This window comes from Citromicrobium bathyomarinum (assembly GCF_038594605.1).
Classification (GTDB): Bacteria; Pseudomonadota; Alphaproteobacteria; order Sphingomonadales; family Sphingomonadaceae; genus Alteriqipengyuania; species Alteriqipengyuania bathyomarina_B.
Genome location: NZ_JBCFZM010000006.1, coordinates 23,751 through 41,340, shown reverse-complemented (window position 1 = coordinate 41,340; position 17,590 = coordinate 23,751). Strand labels below are relative to the sequence as shown.

At 64.2% G+C, this 17,590-nt stretch carries 12 protein-coding genes; 5 read left to right on the top strand and 7 right to left on the bottom strand.

Annotated elements, in window-relative coordinates:
• The 5 genes from AAG612_RS16225 to AAG612_RS16205 form a co-directional block, all read left to right on the top strand.
• Positions 1–1,156 (top strand): hydantoinase B/oxoprolinase family protein (locus AAG612_RS16225; RefSeq protein WP_342511930.1); only part of this gene is annotated, 1,156 nt, incomplete at its 5' end.
• A gap of 101 nt (positions 1,157–1,257) precedes the next feature.
• The gene (locus AAG612_RS16220) at positions 1,258–1,689 is read left to right on the top strand and encodes a hypothetical protein (protein ID WP_342511928.1); all 432 of its coding nucleotides are present in this window, start codon (positions 1,258–1,260) and stop codon (positions 1,687–1,689) included.
• A gap of 34 nt (positions 1,690–1,723) precedes the next feature.
• The gene (locus tag AAG612_RS16215; protein ID WP_342511926.1) at positions 1,724–2,521 is read left to right on the top strand and encodes a DUF969 domain-containing protein; all 798 of its coding nucleotides are present in this window, start codon (positions 1,724–1,726) and stop codon (positions 2,519–2,521) included.
• Positions 2,518–3,480, top strand: coding sequence for a DUF979 domain-containing protein (locus AAG612_RS16210; RefSeq protein ID WP_342511924.1), 963 nt, complete (start codon positions 2,518–2,520; stop codon positions 3,478–3,480). The genes AAG612_RS16215 and AAG612_RS16210 overlap by 4 nt, the downstream gene beginning before the upstream one ends.
• Entirely contained in the window at positions 3,471–4,454 is a 984-nt protein-coding gene (locus AAG612_RS16205) for a DUF2891 domain-containing protein (protein WP_342511922.1), read from the top strand. Before AAG612_RS16210 ends, AAG612_RS16205 begins: the two co-directional genes overlap by 10 nt.
• A 6-nt stretch (positions 4,455–4,460) precedes the next feature.
• Here AAG612_RS16205 and AAG612_RS16200 read toward each other — a convergent pair whose 3' ends face one another.
• The 7 genes from AAG612_RS16200 to AAG612_RS16170 all read right to left on the bottom strand — a co-directional run bounded on the left by AAG612_RS16200 (position 4,461) and on the right by AAG612_RS16170 (position 17,473).
• Entirely contained in the window at positions 4,461–7,241 is a 2,781-nt protein-coding gene (locus AAG612_RS16200; RefSeq protein ID WP_342511920.1) for a phosphoenolpyruvate carboxylase, read from the bottom strand.
• An 86-nt stretch (positions 7,242–7,327) separates the two neighbouring features.
• Complete coding sequence (locus AAG612_RS16195; protein WP_342511918.1) at positions 7,328–9,289, bottom strand: tetratricopeptide repeat-containing sulfotransferase family protein; 1,962 nt, start codon at positions 9,287–9,289, stop codon at positions 7,328–7,330.
• 77 nt (positions 9,290–9,366) lie between these two features.
• Positions 9,367–12,021, bottom strand: coding sequence for a TonB-dependent receptor (locus AAG612_RS16190; protein WP_342511916.1), 2,655 nt, complete (start codon positions 12,019–12,021; stop codon positions 9,367–9,369).
• Between the two features lie 423 nt (positions 12,022–12,444).
• Positions 12,445–13,080, bottom strand: a complete 636-nt coding sequence (locus tag AAG612_RS16185) for a TetR/AcrR family transcriptional regulator (RefSeq protein ID WP_342511914.1) — start codon at positions 13,078–13,080, stop codon at positions 12,445–12,447.
• A 123-nt stretch (positions 13,081–13,203) separates the two neighbouring features.
• Positions 13,204–13,599, bottom strand: a complete 396-nt coding sequence (locus AAG612_RS16180; protein ID WP_342511912.1) for an ACT domain-containing protein — start codon at positions 13,597–13,599, stop codon at positions 13,204–13,206.
• Between the two features lie 39 nt (positions 13,600–13,638).
• The gene (locus AAG612_RS16175; RefSeq protein WP_342511910.1) at positions 13,639–14,901 is read right to left on the bottom strand and encodes a Xaa-Pro dipeptidase; all 1,263 of its coding nucleotides are present in this window, start codon (positions 14,899–14,901) and stop codon (positions 13,639–13,641) included.
• A gap of 4 nt (positions 14,902–14,905) precedes the next feature.
• The gene (locus AAG612_RS16170; protein ID WP_342511908.1) at positions 14,906–17,473 is read right to left on the bottom strand and encodes a TonB-dependent receptor; all 2,568 of its coding nucleotides are present in this window, start codon (positions 17,471–17,473) and stop codon (positions 14,906–14,908) included.
• Positions 17,474–17,590 lie beyond the last annotated feature (117 nt).

Below are 17,590 nucleotides of genomic sequence, written 5' to 3'. Positions count from 1 at the left end.
CGATATCGGCGGGATCGCCCCCGGTTCAATGCCTCCCGAGAGCCGCACTATCGAGGAGGAAGGCGTAATGATCGACAACCTCCTGCTGGTCGACGAGAGCGAGTTTCTGGAGGGCGCAGTGCGCGAGGCGCTGGCCGACGCGAAATATCCGGCGCGCCAGCCCGACCGCAACCTGTCCGACCTGCGCGCACAGCTCGCCGCATGCACGCGCGGTGCGGAGCTGCTCCACCAGGCGGCGCGCGATCGCGAGGGCGAGGTCGTCTCCGCCTATATGGATCACGTGCTCGCCAATGCGGAAGAAAGCGTGCGCGCGCTGCTCGGGCAGTTGGAGGATGGCGCGTTTTCCTACGCGATGGATAATGGCGCGCAGGTGCAGGTCGCGATCCGGATCGACCACGCCACCCGCTCCGCGGTGTTCGACTTCACCGGCACCAGCGATCAGCAGCCCAACAATTTCAACGCCCCGCGATCGATCACCCGTGCCGCCGCGCTCTATGTACTGCGCACGCTGATCGACGATCCGATCCCGATGAACGATGGCTGCCTGCGCCCGGTGGAACTGATCGTGCCCGAAGGATCGATGCTCAATCCGCTGCCCGGCGCAGCGGTGGTCGCGGGCAATGTCGAGACCAGCCAGGTGGTGACGGACTGCCTGTTCGCCGCGACCGGTCGCCTCGCCCCCTCTCAAGGCACGATGAACAACTTCACCTTCGGCAACGAAAACCATCAATATTACGAGACCATCGCGGGCGGATCGGGCGCCGGGCCGGACCATGACGGGACCAGCGCGGTGCAGACGCACATGACCAACAGCCGCCTGACCGACCCCGAGATTCTCGAAACGAGGCTGCCTGTCAGACTCGACCGGTTCGCGATCCGACGCGGGTCGGGCGGCGTCGGCAGACACACCGGCGGCGACGGGGTGGAGCGGAGGATCACCTTCCTCGAAGCGATGCGCGCCAACATGCTCGCCAACCGGCGCACGGTTGCGCCGCGCGGGATTGCGGGCGGCGGAGACGCGAAACCGGGCGAAAACTGGGTCGAACGCGGCGACGGATCGCGCGAAGACCTGACCGCGACCGATTCCGCTCAGATGGAGCCGGGCGATTCTTTCGTGATCCTCACCCCGGGTGGCGGGGGCTTCGGCGCGGGCTAACCCCCTCCGGTAAACCCGAGGCTGGACCGCGCTGCGATTAGCCTGCAAGATTACGCGCAATCCGGGTCTCGCCGACCCGCATTTACCGAGGGGGAAAATCGATGCGTCTGGCCTTCTGTGCAATCGCGGGTGCAAGCCTCGCGCTGGCGGCATGCTCACAGGAAGAAGAGCAACCCGACGAACGAGGCACGGTGCAGGCGGATGCCGGGGACGGTGCGGACACGCCCGAGGAAGCGGATAATGGCTTGAGTGAATGGATCGTCGGCACATGGTCTTACGACGGGACCTGCGCATCCGACTTCGCGGTCTTCTACGAAGCCGACGGCACCATGCACAATGACGCGGAATCGGGCACCTGGGACGTTTCCGGCAAAACGCTGACCGAAACGATCACCGAAGAATTCGAGATGGGCGAGCCTGGCGTCACGAAGATCGATCCGCCCCGGGTACGCAGGATCGAAGTCGAGATGCTCGACCAGACCAAGGGCAACCTCGTTTTCGAAGGCGATACGTACCCGATCACCCGTTGCTAAGCTGCCGTTAAAGCCCGTCCGGGCGAGGAGACGCATGAACTACTGGCCGCTGATCGGCATCGCGCTGGTCGTCATCGGGTTCGCCCTCAAGTTCAATCCGCTGCTTGTTGTGGTCGGCGCGGCGGTCGCGACCGGTCTGCTCGCGGGGCTCGACGCGGTCGCGGTGATCGAGGCGCTGGGCACGGCGTTCAACGACAATCGCTACATTTCGGTCACCTGGATCATCCTGCCGGTGATCGGCCTGCTCGAGCGGTACGGCTTGCAGCAACGCGCGCGCGGCGTGATCGAAAGCGTGCGCGGGGCAACCATGGGCAAGCTGCTGGTGATCTACCTCGCCTTTCGCCAGATCACCGCTGCGCTCGGCATGAAGGACATCGGCGGCCACCCGCAGGCCGTGCGCCCGCTGGTCGCGCCGATGGCCGATGCGGCCGCACGGAAGTCGCATGGCGAACTGCCCGAGGCCGAGCGTCAGAAGGTGCTCGCGATGTCGGCGGCGACCGATAATGTCGGGCTGTTCTTCGGTGAGGATATCTTCTTCGCCATCGCCTCCATCCTGCTCATCCAGGGCGTGTTCGAGGCGGCAGGCTATCCGCTCACGCCGCTGGAATTTGCAGTCTGGGCGATCCCGACCGCGATCTGTGCTTTCCTGATCCACTCCGCGCGCCTGCTGGCGATGGACCGCCGACTGGGCCGCCTTCCTCCCCCACCGGGGGAGGGGGACCATGCGCAGCATGGTGGAGGGGCACCTTTGCCGACATCCGACCCGATGCCCCTTCACCCCCACGCCAAGCGTGACGGTCCCCCTCCCAGTGCCGGGGAGGAACGCTCGTGATCACCTACGAATGGCTCTATGTCCTCGCCGGGATCTTCTTCGCCATCTGGGCGCTGCTGAGCGCGCTCGACCGGAGCAACGGCAAGCGCTGGGGCAACGCCGCCTTCTGGGGCCTGCTCGCAGCGAGTTTCCTGTTCGGCAGCCATCTGCCCCCCCTCGCCAACGGCGTCCTGGTGCTCGCGCTGGTCGGCATTGCGGGCATCGGCGGCCTCGGTCGCAGCGATCCGCCGACCACTACGCTGGAAGAGCGGCTCAACTTCTCTCAGGTGAAGGGCAACAGGCTGTTCATTCCCGCGCTGATCGTGCCGTTCGTCGCGGTCGCGGGGACGCTCGCTTACAACTACACGCCGCTCAGCGGGACCGGCCTTTTTGAGCCCCGGCGCGAGACGCTGCTGCTGTTCGCGATCGGCGTGCTGGTCGCGCTGGTCGTCGCGATGCTGTGGCTGAAACCGCCGCTGCTCGCGCCCGCCGAGGAAGGCCGCCGCCTGCTCGACTCGATCGGCTGGGCGGCGATCCTGCCGCAGATGCTCGCGGCGCTGGGCGCAGTCTTCGCGCTGGCAGGCGTGGGCGACATCATCGGTAGCCTTGCCGGTGCGGTGATTCCCGAAGGCAGCGTGTTCCTCACCGTGATCGTTTTCTGCCTCGGCATGGCGATTTTCACGATGATCATGGGCAATGCCTTCGCCGCCTTCCCCGTGATGGCAGCGGCCATCGGCATTCCGCTGCTGATCGAAGGCTATGGCGGCAACCCGGCAGTGATCGGCGCGGTCGGCATGCTGGCCGGTTTCTGCGGCACGCTGCTGACCCCCATGGCGGCAAACTTCAACATCGTGCCCGCCGCGCTGCTCGAACTCGACGACCAGAACCTCGTCATCAAGCAGCAGGTGTGGACCGCAATTCCGCTGTGGTTCTGCAACGTCGCGATCATCTATATCGGGGCATTCCTGCTGTGGAACTGACGCGAGAGACGGCGGCGCGCTTCGCGCAGGCGGCACTCGGCCATGTGGCGCGCGAATATCCGCACAAGCTCGACCATGTGATGGACGGCGATGCGGACGTGCGCCCCCCGCGCGAATTGCACCCGGTCTTCTTCGGCAGTTTCGACTGGCATTCCTGCGTCCACGGCTGGTGGACACTGCTGACGCTCAGGCGGCTGTTTCCCGACATGGCGGAAGCCGCACGGATCACCGACCTGGCGGAGAGCACCTTTACTGCCGAGAAGCTGGCGGTCGAATTGGCCTACGCGCAGCGGCCATCGGCGCGCGGGTTCGAGCGGCCCTATGGCTGGGGCTGGCTGCTCTATCTGCATCACGAGGCGGCGCGTCACGATGAGAAATGGGCGGAGCGGGTCGAACCGCTGGCGCGCCATTTCGCGGACAGGTTCAAGGCGTACCTGACCGTCCTCACCTACCCGGTCTTCGTCGGCACGCATTACAACACCGCCTTCGCGCTGACGCTGGCACGGCAATGGGCGAACAAGCGCGACCCGGAATTGCGCGACGCGATCGACGCATGGTCGACCCGCGCCTTCGCCTCGCGCACCGACTATCGCGGGTGGGAGCCTGGCGGCGACGAGTTTCTCTCGCCCGTGCTCAGTGCCGCACTGCTGTTGCGCCACACGCTGCCGCACGCGCAATTCGCGCCGTGGTTCGCTGCGCTGGTGCTCGACAATGGGTGGCTCGCCACGCTCGACCCGGCGAGCGTCTCCGACCGGAGCGATGGCAAGATCGCGCATCTCGACGGGCTCAACCTGAGCCGCGCCTGGGCGCTGCGCGAAATCGTGCCGACGCTGAGCCACGCCGAGGATCGCGCGCTTTTACAGCAGAAAGCCGCCGCGCATCTCGAAGCGGCGCTGCCCCATGTCACGGGCGATTACATGGGCGAGCACTGGCTCGCGAGTTTCGCCCTGCTGGCGCTCCTCGCGAGCGAGTAACCCAGCCTAACCGTGCGCGCCGAATTGATTGGCGATGGCGGTCGAAATGCGCAGGCACAGGTCGTAAGCGCGCTCGATCGGCTCGATATAATCGCGCCGGATCGTGGCATAACCATCGCCCTCGCCCATCGGATAGTCGCCCTCCTCCGCGACGGGGAAATCGCTCTTTCGCGCTAGATCGGTAGGGTAGGCGCGCCGCAGCTGCGCAAGCGCCTCGTCGACGCGGAGCGAGAAGACCATCTCCAGCACGTCGGTGCGGCTGATGTCGTTCGCGCGGCTGAAGGCCGGGACCGACACGACCTTAAGGAACATGTGCTGCAACAGCGCCAGCCGGAGAGCCTGCAGGGCGCCGATCGTGCGGCGCACGCTCTCGCGCTCGGGATCGTGCGCCTCTTCGGGCAGCAGGTTGAGCAGGCGATGGAACTTGAGCGCATCGACCCTCAGGCGCGAGGCTAGCCGCCGGAAAACGCCGGTGCGATCGTCCCCAATCAGGTATTCGGCCAGCGCCTCGCAGCTGCGCGCCAGATGATCTTCGGTCCCGCGATAGGTGCGGCTCGCCCAATAGGCCGAATTGAATAGCTCGCCATGCGCGGCGACCGTCTTGATGCTGGCAAGCGAGTCGGAGGCGCGCGCCAGCCGCATGATCTGCCGCCCCCGCGGGCTTTCGGCGAGCAGCGTGGCAATATCTTCGTAGGTGCCGTCGGCCGCGCTGCCGATGCCGGAGATGATGTTCACCGGATAGCCGAGCTGCTGGAGGATCGCGTTGTGCGGGATCGCGCGGATCTGCCGCAGGCTCATCTCGCGCTCTGCGTTGAGGTCGGACTGGCGGCGCGACTTGCGGCTGCCGGTCTGGTTCAGTAGGCCGAGACCGAAGCTGGTGATCGCGCGCGAGTAGGTGCGGCTTTCCAGATGATCGTGCTGATGTTCCTTGATCGCACGATAGAAATCGAGGCTCAGATCGGTGCGGCGATAGAACGGATCGACCGGCGCATCGGCGTCGGACATCTGCGGGGTCAGCGCGGCAATCTGCGTGAGCGTCGCGAGCGCGAGTTCGGGCCGCGCGAAAAACAGGTAGCCGTCCCCGCCCTGGAAGCTCGCTTCTGCCTCCAGCCGGATGCCTGCACGCGCGAAACGGCGGCGAGCCCATGGGCTGAGCGGCCATTCGAGGCGGTCGGCAAAGCTTGCCGGATGCGCGCCGCGGCCCATCCCTTCGCCATGCGTGTCGAACACCAGCGCAGCCACGTCGGTCAGCTCGTTCGCCGCCATCGCTTCGGCGAGGCGTCCCTGCAGGCGTTCGATCGCGAGGCTGGCGGGAATCTGGCCGACGAAGCGCCCGGCATCGGAAAAGCCGGTCTGGATCGCGATCCGGCCGCGTGTACGTGCGTAGGTGCGAAAATCATCCTCGGCCAGCAGTTGGTCGAGGAAGCGCCCGCCATGTTCCAGCGCACCCTCGGTCTCGAACAGCGGCGAGACGTCGATCCGGTCTTCGATGCCGAACAGCTTCCCGAAATAGAGCGCGGCGAGCACGGTCGCGGGCTGCTCGCACTCGGCGACCAGCATGCGGATGGGTGCATCGCCGTCGATATGCTTGAGGATCTGCGCCATCACGAGGAACTGGCGTACGGCGGTGCTGCTCTCGACCGCGAGGCTCGCGAAGTTGGCGCGCAGAGGTTTCGCGCCTGCCAGCAGATCGCGCAGGGCGGCCATCGCGCCGCGGCTGGAAAGGTCGATCTCGGGATCGTCCAGCTCGCGCCGGATCGCGTTGTGGAGTTGCTTCGCGTTCACGCGGAAGTGAATCCAGCCCATGCCGAGGCCATCGGCGCGCATCGCGGCTGTCAGAGTGCGCAGCGCCACGGCCTGCCCGGGCTCGGCGTCGCGCGCCTCGCTTTCGAGTTGCTCGATGATCGGCGCGAGGCTCAGCAGCCGCGAGCCCGGGCCCTGCGTCAGGTCGTCGGCGGCGGCGGTCAACACGGCAGGGTCGGACAGGTCGCCCGCGAAAGTATCCGCCAGCTTCGCCGTATGCTCGCCGGCCTCGCGCATCTCCTGGGCGAGCGCATGTCCGGACACGATCTCGTCGAGCGAGGCGGCGTAGCGCTTCAGCCGCTGCGCCTTCTCGGCCAAGCGAAAGGCGATCGAGTTGTACCAGGTGATGTCGGTCCGCCCGTCCATGTCGTAACCGACCCAGGTCGCGAAGCGGAAGGGCAGCGGGTCGAGCTCGTGCCAGCGATCGGGCCAGCGCTGGCGCGCCGCCTCCAGCACCGCCGCCACGATCCGGTCGCGCGCATCCTGCGCATGCGCCATCGCCGCCATTGCGCGCTCATGCTCGTATTGAAGTGTGATCTCGGGCGCTTCCTCGGCATCGTCGGGCGATGGTGCGGAGCCGGTCAGCGCCCCTTCGGCCACCGCTTCGGATTGCGCCGGGCTCAGCAGAAAGGTGGGGTGTGCGGTGAACACCGCATGCATCCGCGGGTGCGACCAGGCGTCGCGAAAAGCGTCGAAATCGTCGCCCATGTCCGCAGCCAGATCGGCCAGACGATCGTCCCGCGCATCCGGATCGAGCAGCCGCCGCAACCGTCCCGCACGCGCGCCGAGCGAATTGCCGACCAGTTCATCGACCAGACCTTCCAGTGAGTCGAGCGACAGATCGCCCGCCTCGAGCGCGCGCGATACATCGTGCGAAAGCTGAAATACCGGATTGAAAAGCGGCGTTTCCTGAGTGCGGCGGTGCAGCACCTGCAGCCGATCGGTCAATCCATCGAGGCTCGTCAAATCGGCTTGGTCGCTCACTTTTCCTCCATCGGTTTTGGGCACCAACGATCTCGCAAGTGCGAAGGTCCCGCGTCAAGACAAGGAATGTTGCGCGGCTGGCGCGCCTATTCGGCCGCGGTGTCACCCAGCGCCTCTTTCAGCGGGCTCAGCCACGGTTCGTAGGGCTTCCACGCGCTCTGCCCGCTGCGGTTGATCGGGCGGCGAACCTGCTCGCTGCTGGCGGTGCGCACCGCACGATCGGTCTTGTGGAAGTCGAGGCAGGCTTGCTCGAACGGCAGCCCGCAATAGTCGAGCATGCGGCGGGTCTGGCATTCCAGATCGTCGAGCACATCTTCGTGCTGCACGCGCAGCACGCGGCCCGGCAGCACGGTATCCCAGTGATCCATCAGATCGACATAATCCGCGTAGTAACGGCCAACCTCGGTCAGCCCGTAGGTGAATTCCTGCCCCTCGGCGAAGAGCTGCTTGAAGCCGGAGAAGCAGCAATCCAGCGGTGCGCGGCGCGCATCGATGATCTTCGCGTTGGGCAGGATCAGGTGGATCAGCCCGATATGGCGGAAATTGTTCGGCATCTTGTCAATGAAGAACGGCGCGCCCTGCCGGTGAACGCGGGTGTTCTCGATGAAATCCGCGCCGAACTGTTCCAGCTGCTCGCCCGACAGATCGTGCAGGATCTCGGGATAGCGCGACTGGCCCGCCTTGCGCCCACGCAGCTGGTGGGCAAGCGCGAGGATATTGGGCAGCTCCAGCGTGCCATCGACCTGACTGTGGCTGGCGAGAATCTGTTCGAGCAGGGTGGAACCGGCGCGCGGCAGGCCGAGAATGAAGATCGGATCGGGCGCTGCGTGCCCTTCGCCCGCGTGCTTCGCGAAAAGCTCTGCCGTGCAATGCTCGCGCTGCTTGGCCAGCTCCTCGCTCATCGCGTCGGCGCTGTAGCGGGTCTGCGCGCGCTTGAGCGCATTGCCCTGTTCGTAGAAGCGGAAGCTTTCTGCGTATTCCTCACGGTCCTCGTGCGCCTTGCCCAGCGCGAAGGAAAGGTGGACGCGGTCCATGAAAGCCAGGCCCGGCGCGTCGACCTGCGCGCGCATCGCCGCGATTTCGGCATCGGTGAAGCGATAGGTCTTGAGGTTGGCGAGCGCATAGAACGCATCGCCATGATCGGGCTTTGCGGTGATCGCAGCGCGGTAGCTTTCCACCGCATCCTCCTGCCGCCCGCGCGTCTTGAGCGCATGGCCCCGGCTGGTCAGCGTCGCCGGGTCGTTCGGCAGCTTGGCAAGGATCGTATCGAAGAGGTCGAAGGCCCGGTCGTAATCGCCGGTCTGCATGCTCTCGATCGCGAGGTGCGACTGGAACAGGGGGCTCTCGGGATCGAGCGCATACAGCGCCTCGGCCTGGTCGCGCGCCTGTTCGAACTTCTGCCGCCGCCGCAGCACGTCGATATAGTCGAGCCGGATCTGGATGTTGTCGGGGGCAAATTCGCGCGCGCTCTCGAGCAGGAATTCCGCATCGTCGTTGATGCCCAGCTGCATGCCGATCTGCGCGAGCAGCCGCATCCCTTCGACATCGCGGGGGTTGCGCCGCAGGTAGTGGCGGCAGATTTCCTCTGCGCGCAGCGTGCGCCCTTCGTGCAGGTGGTTGGTCACGGCCAGCAGCTCGCGCGGCAGACCCGCGATCCGTTCGGCCTGCGCTGCGGCATTGTGCGCTTCGGCCCCGCTGGAAAGCTCGGCCAGCGCGCGCCAGCTGGCGAGAAGTGCGGGATTGAACTGCGTCGCGCGGGCATAGGCGGCCCGCGCCTCTTCCGCGCGCCCCTGCGCGCGCGCGAGGTGCGCGCTCTCCTGCCACGCGCGGCCATATTCGGGATTTGCCGCGTGCAGCGCACTCAGATGAGTCTGAGCGCGATCGAACTGTTTCAGATAGCGCGCGGCGACGGCTGCCATGTAAAGCGCTTCGCCATCGCTCGCGTCCGCTTCGAGCACATCTTCGGCAAGGCCGAGGCCGCGCGCGAAATCGCCCGCCTGCAGCGCCTCCTGCGCCGCCTCCAACTGCTCTTGCCGTTGCTCGCTCATCGCCGAAACCTGTGCCAGAAACGAGAAGCGGCGGGCAAGCCGCAAAGCCTGCCCGCCGCATCTCTCAGGTCAGTCGATCAGTATTTGTAGCCGACCCGGAGGCCGACCGTTGCCGGACGGTTGGTCACGACCCGAGCCCTGTCGAACACGAAGTTGCCCGATATTTCGGCCCGTTCGTCGAAGATATTCTCGCCATAGATTTCGAAGTTCCACTGGTCCTTCGAAATGCCCATCGCGAGATCGACAATAGTGTAATCGTCGAGCTCGAGCTTGTTGATCTCGATGATATCGGTCAGCTTCGAAGCCGAATAGCTCAACTGCGGCTGAACATAGGCTTCCAGCTCGTTGGTGAGATCGAACTCGTAGCGAACCCGCATGTTGCCCTGGAACGACGGTGCGAAGGCAAGCTCTTCGCCCACAATCACATCGTCGGTGGGCAGCAGCACGTCGGTGATCTCGGTATCGAGGATCGAGAACGCACCTGCAACCGTCAGCCCCGGCACCGAATAAGGGGCATAGGTGAAGTCGGCTTCGATGCCGTAGATCTCTGCATCCGCGGCATTGGCCGAGAAGAACAGATTGACGATCGACGGATCGAAGATCGTGGTCTGAAGGTTCGAGATGTCGACGTAGAAGGCACTGCCGTTGAAGCGCAGCTGGCGGTCGAGCAGCTCCAACTTCCAGCCCAGTTCGTAGTTGTTCACTTCATCGGTCGCGAGTTCGAACGGCACGGTGAAGTTGTTGGGCCCCGCTGCCCCGCCCGGGCGGTTCAGCAGACCCGGCCGGAAGCCTTCGGAGTAAGTCCCGTAGAACAGCAGATCTTCGGTCGGGGTGAAGGTCAGCGTTCCCTTCACGATCACGCCTTCGGCCTTGGCGACATCGGGCGCACCGACGGTGTTGTTCGGCCCGAACTGGCCGGAGATGTTGGTCCCTCCGCGCTGCTGGTCGACCCGATCGGCGAGCGGCACGCTGGCGTTAGCGGGACTAAAGATCGGCGAAGCCAGGTTGAAGAACGAGCTGTTGGCGCTGCCCTCCAGATCGACTTCGACATTATAGTACCGCAGACCGCCGGTGATTGTCAGCACGTCCGGCACGATGTCGAACGAAGCTTCGCCAAACAGGCCGATCTGCTCGTCGGTGCGCAGGACATCGTTGCGGAAAATCGTCTGCGGCCCGAACGGTCCGGCTTCGGAGAAATAGCCGGGCGAGGCGTTGTTGATCGCCCCCGGAGGCGCATCGGTGTTGGTCAGCGGGTAGTTCGGCAGGAAGCCCCGCGTCACGCCGTCGGACCCGCGAACCTGCGTGTTCGAGAAGTAGTTGAAGTCGTTCAGCTCACGCAGTTCGAGATCGCTGTAGAAGCCACCGGCGGTGACGCGGAAACGCGCTTCCGACGGGGTCGAGAAACGCAGTTCCTGCGTGAAGACGGTCGTGTCCGTGTTCGAATTCACCGCCAGGTTCGGCGCGTAACAGGTCGGATCTGCCGGAGCCACGGCGACACTGCCGGGGTACACCACCGCCGTGTCACAGATATAATAAGGCAGGTACTGACCGACGAAGAGGTAGTCGGTGTAGTCGACATTCTGCTGCGTTTCGCGATCCGTATAGGCACCGGTATAGACGACATCGAGCATCGCGAGACGGCCTTCTACCGTCCAGCTCGTGTTCGAGAACGTGTCTTCGAGCCGGTCGTCCTCGAAGCGCTGGATCTCGAGATCGTCGAGCCCGAGGTCCGGATCGGCGAAGAAGACGCCGTCGGATTCGAGCGACTGGCGCATATGAGAGACCGTGACCGTCCAGTCGGGCGTGATTTCCCACAGGCCCGAAACGCGGAAACCGGCATATTGCGTGTCGTTGAAATCATCTTCGACCAGACCGGCATTGTTCGCATCGATGAACGTCACGTTCGGATCGTTGATCGGGTTGGTCGCGGGGTCGCCTGCCTGGAAGCCTTCGCGGCCGGGGCCGACCACGACGCCATTGTCACGCACCGTGCCCGCGGGCCGGAAGCGTCCGCTTTCGCGTGCGCTGCGGGTGCCCTGAACATTGTCGATATAGCCGCCCTGGTCATCCAGATAGACGACGCCGCGCAATGCGATGCTATTCGTCACCGGAACGTTGAGCATGGCTTCCGCATTGTAGCTCTCTTCGCCGCCCTTGGTGAAGGACACACCGGCGGAGAAAGCGGCATCGAAGCCGGCCAGGTCGGGTTTGTTGGTGATCAGGCGGACAACGCCTGCCTGCGAACTGGCGCCGAACAGCGTCCCCTGCGGGCCCGAAAGCACCTCGATCCGTTCGAGATCGGCGGCATAGACATCGAGGTTACGCCCCGGCTGGCCGAGCGGCTGCTCGTCGAGGTAAAGCGCGACATTGGGCGCAAGGCCCGCAACGCCGGCGGTCGTCAGATTCGGCGTGGTGGAGGCGAGCCCGCGGATATAGATCTGGTTCTGGCCCGGGCCGGAACCACCTGCAGTCACGCTGGGCAGCTGTTCGAGATAGTCGTCGAACGTATCAATGTTCAGCTCCTGCAGTTCCTCGGTACCGATGGCTTGCACCGATACGGGCACATCCTGCAGATCTTCGCTGCGCTTCTGCGCAGTGACGACGATGGTCGCGACACCGCCCTGGCGCGCTTGCGGCTTGGCTTGCTGATTGTCCTGCGCGACGGCAGGCGTGGCAATGGCGATAGCGATAGCGAGCGCACTCGCGGAAACGCACGTCGCGAAATTCCTCATTGGTCTGGTCAGCCCCTTCGATCGTTCGATCTGTTTTCTGTGGTCTACGAAGCCGCACGATCCGACGGGCAATGATGCGCAATGAATATTGCAGCCCGAGCAAATGAGGATCGCGCACGGATGCCGTTCCGTATGAGGACTGGTTGCAATTTACCACCGGCAGGTATTTGAATTGCGAAAGATGCGGAAAAGTGTTGCAGTTCCGCCACAATTCATAACAAACGAGCATTGTTCATAGCATAAAGATCTTTGCATTCATAATCTTGCAAGACCAGCCCACCTCTTACATTATCCAATTCCACAAATGCTCGATAATATTAATAACACGATATCGAAACTCTATTAAACAGACCGTAGCGCCCTTTAGGCGCCGGAAACAAGCACCGCCCAATAGCTAAGAACTGTTAGAGTCGTTTGGGCGTGCTAGCGCCCGTAGGCCCGGCAGAAGACCTCTACTGCGCAGGCAATCCGCTCGCGATCGCGGTCGGGCTCGGGTGCGACGCCAAAGCGGCGCTCCACATCGCCGAGGCCCTTGCACATGGCGACGAACTGTTCGGCCGCCAGCTCCCGATCCGCGATATCGACCTCGCCGCGCTCGGCCATCTGGTCGAGCAAGCCGGTGAAGGTCTGCAACATCGCTCGCGGTCCGTTGTTTATGAAGGCGAGGCCAAGCGCAGGATTATGCTGGGTCTCGGCGGCAATCCGCCGTTCGAACTGGATCATCTTGGACTGCGACAGGAACGCCAGGATCCCTTCGCCGATCGCGGTGAGGCGCTCACGCAGCGTGTCCCCGGCTTGCACCTCGACGGCCAGATGATGGCGCATCGTCTCGCATTCGCGTGTCACGGCAGCGGCAAACAGCGCATGCTTGTCGCCGAAATGGTTATAGATCGTGACCTTCGAAACACCCGCATCGGCGGCCACTTTCTCGATCGAGGTCGCCGCAAAACCGGCTTCGAGGAACTGGCTGCTCGCGGCATCGAGGATCGCCAGGCGTTTGGCCTGATCGACGGGCCGACCGGCACGGGTTGCTGGAGAGGAGTGCTGATCGTGTGCCAAGATATGGTGCCGTCGCCCGAATGAACGTTGGCGTTCAAAATTAATCACTGACCCGCAGATTGCAAGCGATGCAACATCGCTGCGGGCGCGAGAATGCGCCGCAGCCCCCGGTCCGAAAGGCGACTACCGCGGCTGCTGGGTTCGTTGCAGAGCCGCGAGGATGTGCATGGCATCGCTCGCGCGCTGGGCGGGGACGAACACGTGGTCATGGTGAAAAGCCGCCACGATGTTGCAGGCAATATCCTCGCGCGCGAGGGCGGTCGATACGGCAGCGGTCAGCCCGACCCCATCGAGCGCGGAATGCACGCGCAGGACGATCCTTCGGTACGACGCGCCGGCATCGCCCGGAAACTCGCCTTCGTGAAAGCCGAGGATGTGAGTCATCCCCTCGTCCTCGCGGATCGAGGCGAAGAGCTGGGCGCGCGCAGGCACCTCCCCACCGCTCTTGAAGACATAGAGCAGCGGATCGAGGAGCGGGTCCATCGCCGCGATCATTGCACTTGTTTCGCCGACCGTCATCGCTGCGGGCTAGGCCAAGGCGACGGTTGCGCCAATCTTCTATTTGATGCGCTTGCCGCCCTTGATGACCGCGTCGACATCGGCAAGCTCGCCGACATCCGCCAGCGGGTCGCCATCGACCGCGATCAGGTCGCCCCACGCGCCCGGCGCGATCACACCCACATCGCCCGTCTGGCCCAGAGCATCTGCCGCATTCACGGTGGCTGCCTGGATGGCCTGCAGGGGCGTCATCCCGAAACGGACCATGATCGCGAACTGCCCGCCCACATCCTCGTGCGGCATGACCCCTGCGTCCGAGCCAAAGACCATCTTCACACCGGCGGCGTTGGCGCGGCGGAAACCCTCGCGCTGCGCCACGCTGACCATGCGCTCCTTCGCGAGGTTTTCCTCCAGCACGCCGTTCGCCTCTCCTTGCGAAAGCGTATATTCGGTGTTGAAGATATCCATCGAAAGCGCCGCGCCGCGCTCCAGCGCAAGCTCGATGCCTTCCTCGTCGATGAAGCTGGCATGTTCGATCGTGTCGAACCCTGCGCGGATCGCGGCCTTGATCCCTTCGGCGCCATGCGCGTGTGCGGCTGCGCGAAGGCCCCAGAAATGCGCCTCGTCCGCGATGGCGCGCAGCTCTTCCTCGCGCAGCTGTTGCTGGCCGGGCAACGTATTGCGCGAGAAGACGCCGCCCGTTGCGCAGGCCTTGATCACCTCGGCGCCGTACTTGCGCTGTTCGCGCACGGCAGCGCGCAGCGCGTCCATACCGTCCGCAGCGCCCGGGCTGCGATCGGCATAGCTCGGCGGCAGGAAGGTGCTGTCGCAATGGCCGCCCGTCGCGCCCAGTGCGTGGGCGGCACCGACGATGCGCGGCCCCTCGACCCAGCCCGCTTCGATCGCCTGGTCGAGCCCGACGACATTGTAATCGTCGGCCCCCAGATTGCGGATGGTGGTGAAACCTGCATTCAGCATCCGCCGCGCATTCTCGACCGCGATCACGGTCCAGAAGCGGTCGGAGAACTGGAGGTTGGAATAGCCGCCATATTCGGGCCGCCCGTCGAGATGGACATGCATGTCGATCAGGCCGGGCAGCAGCGTCATGCCGGTCAGGTCGATCCGCTCTGCATCGGCAGGAATCGCCCCGCCAACCTCGACGGAGACGATCCGCCCGTCATCGATCACGATGACGGGGTTGGCGATATAGCGGCCGGTTTCGACGTCGAGCGCGCGGTCCGCGCTGACATAGACCGGCTCGGCCGCGGCGGGGAATACCAGCGCGAGCGCCAGCCCCGCCGCAGCCATCATCATTGCTTTCATGCGATCAATTTCCGAACATGAATTTCAGGCGCACGCCGATCTGGCGCGGCGGCAGGATGTGCGTTGAGAAGCCGCGCACATAGACCGGATCGCCTTCGAAATCGAACACGTCCTGGTTCGACAGCGAAGTCCCGATCGCGCCGGTCTCCGCGAACGTGTCGAACAGGTTGTCGGCGAAAAGCGTCGCGATAAAACGATCCGCCTCGTAACTGATCGCCGCATTCGCCACGCCGTAACTGCCAAGCGTCAGCCCGTTGCCACGCCCGCCGGCGCGTGTCTCGATATCGCCCTGCCAGGAATAGCTGGCGTTGAAGCGCAGGTTGTCTCCGCTCGCCAGCGGCAGCGAATAGGCGCCGAACAGTGAGAACTGCGTTTCGGGCGAACCCGGCAGGCGGTCGCCCTCGATGCCGTCCTCGAATGCGCTGCCGAATCCGGGCGGCGAAATCGTCCGGACCAGATCGGGCACCGGGGCAGTCAGCTGGCTGTCGATGTAGCTGAAATTGGCCCGCAGGTTGATGCGGTTGGTCGGGCGCCAGTCGGCACTCAGTTCCACGCCCTTCGATTCCGCACCCTCGCCGTTGACGGTGATGGGAATGTTCGCGTTAACCGTGGCCGACCCCAACTGCGGATCGATCCAGTCGATGTAATAGAGCGCAGCGTTCAAGAGCAGCGTGCCGTCGGCCAGCGTCGATTTCATGCCGATTTCATAGTTGCGGGTCTGGTCGGGGGTGAACTGCCGTTCGTCGCGGTTGGAGGTACCGACCTGCCCGTTCCCGGCATCATATTGCTGTCCCGGCGCGAGAGCGCAGGCCCCCTGCGTAGAGCCGGGAACATAGGCATCGCATTCGGCTACCCCGTTGACGCCGCCGATCCGATAGCCCTCGCTGACCGTGGCGTAGAGCAGCATGTCGTCGGTGACGTCCCACGACACATTCGCCTTGAACAGGAACCCGTCGTCCGACTGCGCAAGGTCGGGATCGAACGCGAGCTCCTCGATCTGGCTCAGCAGGAGCGGCGTATAGCTGGGCGGCTCGAACAGCGGGAAGTCGACCGTCGACGCCGCCTGCAGGTCGTAATTATAGTAGCGTCCGCCAACCGTGACGGTGAAGCCGTCGAACAGCTCGTAGCCCACCTCCCCGAACACCGCGAACTCTTCGAGCTGGTTGCGCCCGGTCGAGAAATACTCGAGCGCATCGGGCCGGTCGGTCAGGCCGAAGCCAAGCGGCGGCGCATTGACGTAGGGCACGTAATTGGGCGTGAATTCCGAAGACGAACCGATGCTTTCAAGCTTGTTGTAAAAGGCACCGACGATCCAGTTGATCGGCCCTCCGTGGGTCGATACCAGGCGCAGTTCCTGGTTGAACCGATCGCTTTCGCCAACCTCGCGCGTGAATGCGGTGAAGCTGGGGAAGAGTTCGTAGCTGTATTCGAGCGTGATCAGCAGCGTGGTCTGGTCACGCTGCCCGTCATCGGAGAAGGTGCTCCAGCCGGTCGCCGAAGTCAGTTCGGCAAAGCCGAGGTCGGCGGTCGCTTCCAGCGCGAAAAGGCCGTTCTCTATCGTGTTGGGCTCGCGCACGCGGAAGGCGCTTTCGTAGCGCCCCACGCTCGGCTCATTGTCGATCAGGCCCGGCACGTCGCTGCGATAATGTGACACCCGGCGGCCTTCGATCTCGGCGCGCTGATAATAATAGGTCGCCGTCAGATCGAGGCCGTTGATCGGCTCCCACCGCACCGCGAGGCGTCCGGCCAGGGTCTGCTCGCCGTCGGCGTCCTCGATGCGCCTAAGGCCAGCCGCCGTATCGGGATTGGTCACGCCGATCGTGTCAACCACGTTGACGTAGTCGATGAAGCCCGAGTCATCTTCGTAGTCGAGCGAAGCGCGGATCGCGAACCGGTCGTCGAGACCCAGATTGATGGTCCCGCCGACCTGGTAGCTTGCGCTTTCGGCTTGCAAATATTTCGACAGTTCCGAACGCACTTCGGTCGTCAGCTCGTCGAATTGCGGCTTGCGGGGAATGTAACGGATCGCACCGCCCAGCGTGCCTGCGCCATACAGCGTGCCCTGCGGGCCGAGCAGCACTTCGACCCGCTCGAGGTCGTTGAGCTTGAGGTCCACGAACAGCGGAATTTCGCCGATATAGGTGGCGACCGTGCCACCGCCGTCATTATTGCCGTCGCCCGAACCGATCGCGTCGAGGTTGAGGCCGCGCACGATGATCGGGTTGCCCTGGCGCCCGCCGCGATCAACGATGTTGATGCCGGGCACGAAGGGCAGCAGGTCCGAAAGTTCGGTCAGACCCTGCTCTTCGATCTGTTCGCCGCCGATAGCAGTGATGTTGAGAGGAATGTCCTGCACACTCTCCGCCCGCCGGGTGGCGGTAACGATAATGGTGCTGGTCGGGACCTCGGGCGAGGCATTACCGTCACCGTCGGGTTCAGCCCCGGTTTCTTCGGGAGGAAGATCGCTGGTATCGGTCGTCTGTGCCCATGATGGCGTGGCAGACATCGCGGCGATGACCGTGCTGCATAGCAGCAGCGATCGGAGGGTGTGTTGCTTGTTGTAATTTTTCATTCGTTCAGCCTCCCTGAGCGCTCAAATGTATCAATCCGTGGTGACACATCTGATTGAAAAAACTACGGTTGTGCATTGCAACTTGTCAATCAAGCTTGGAATAGTCGATAGGGGATT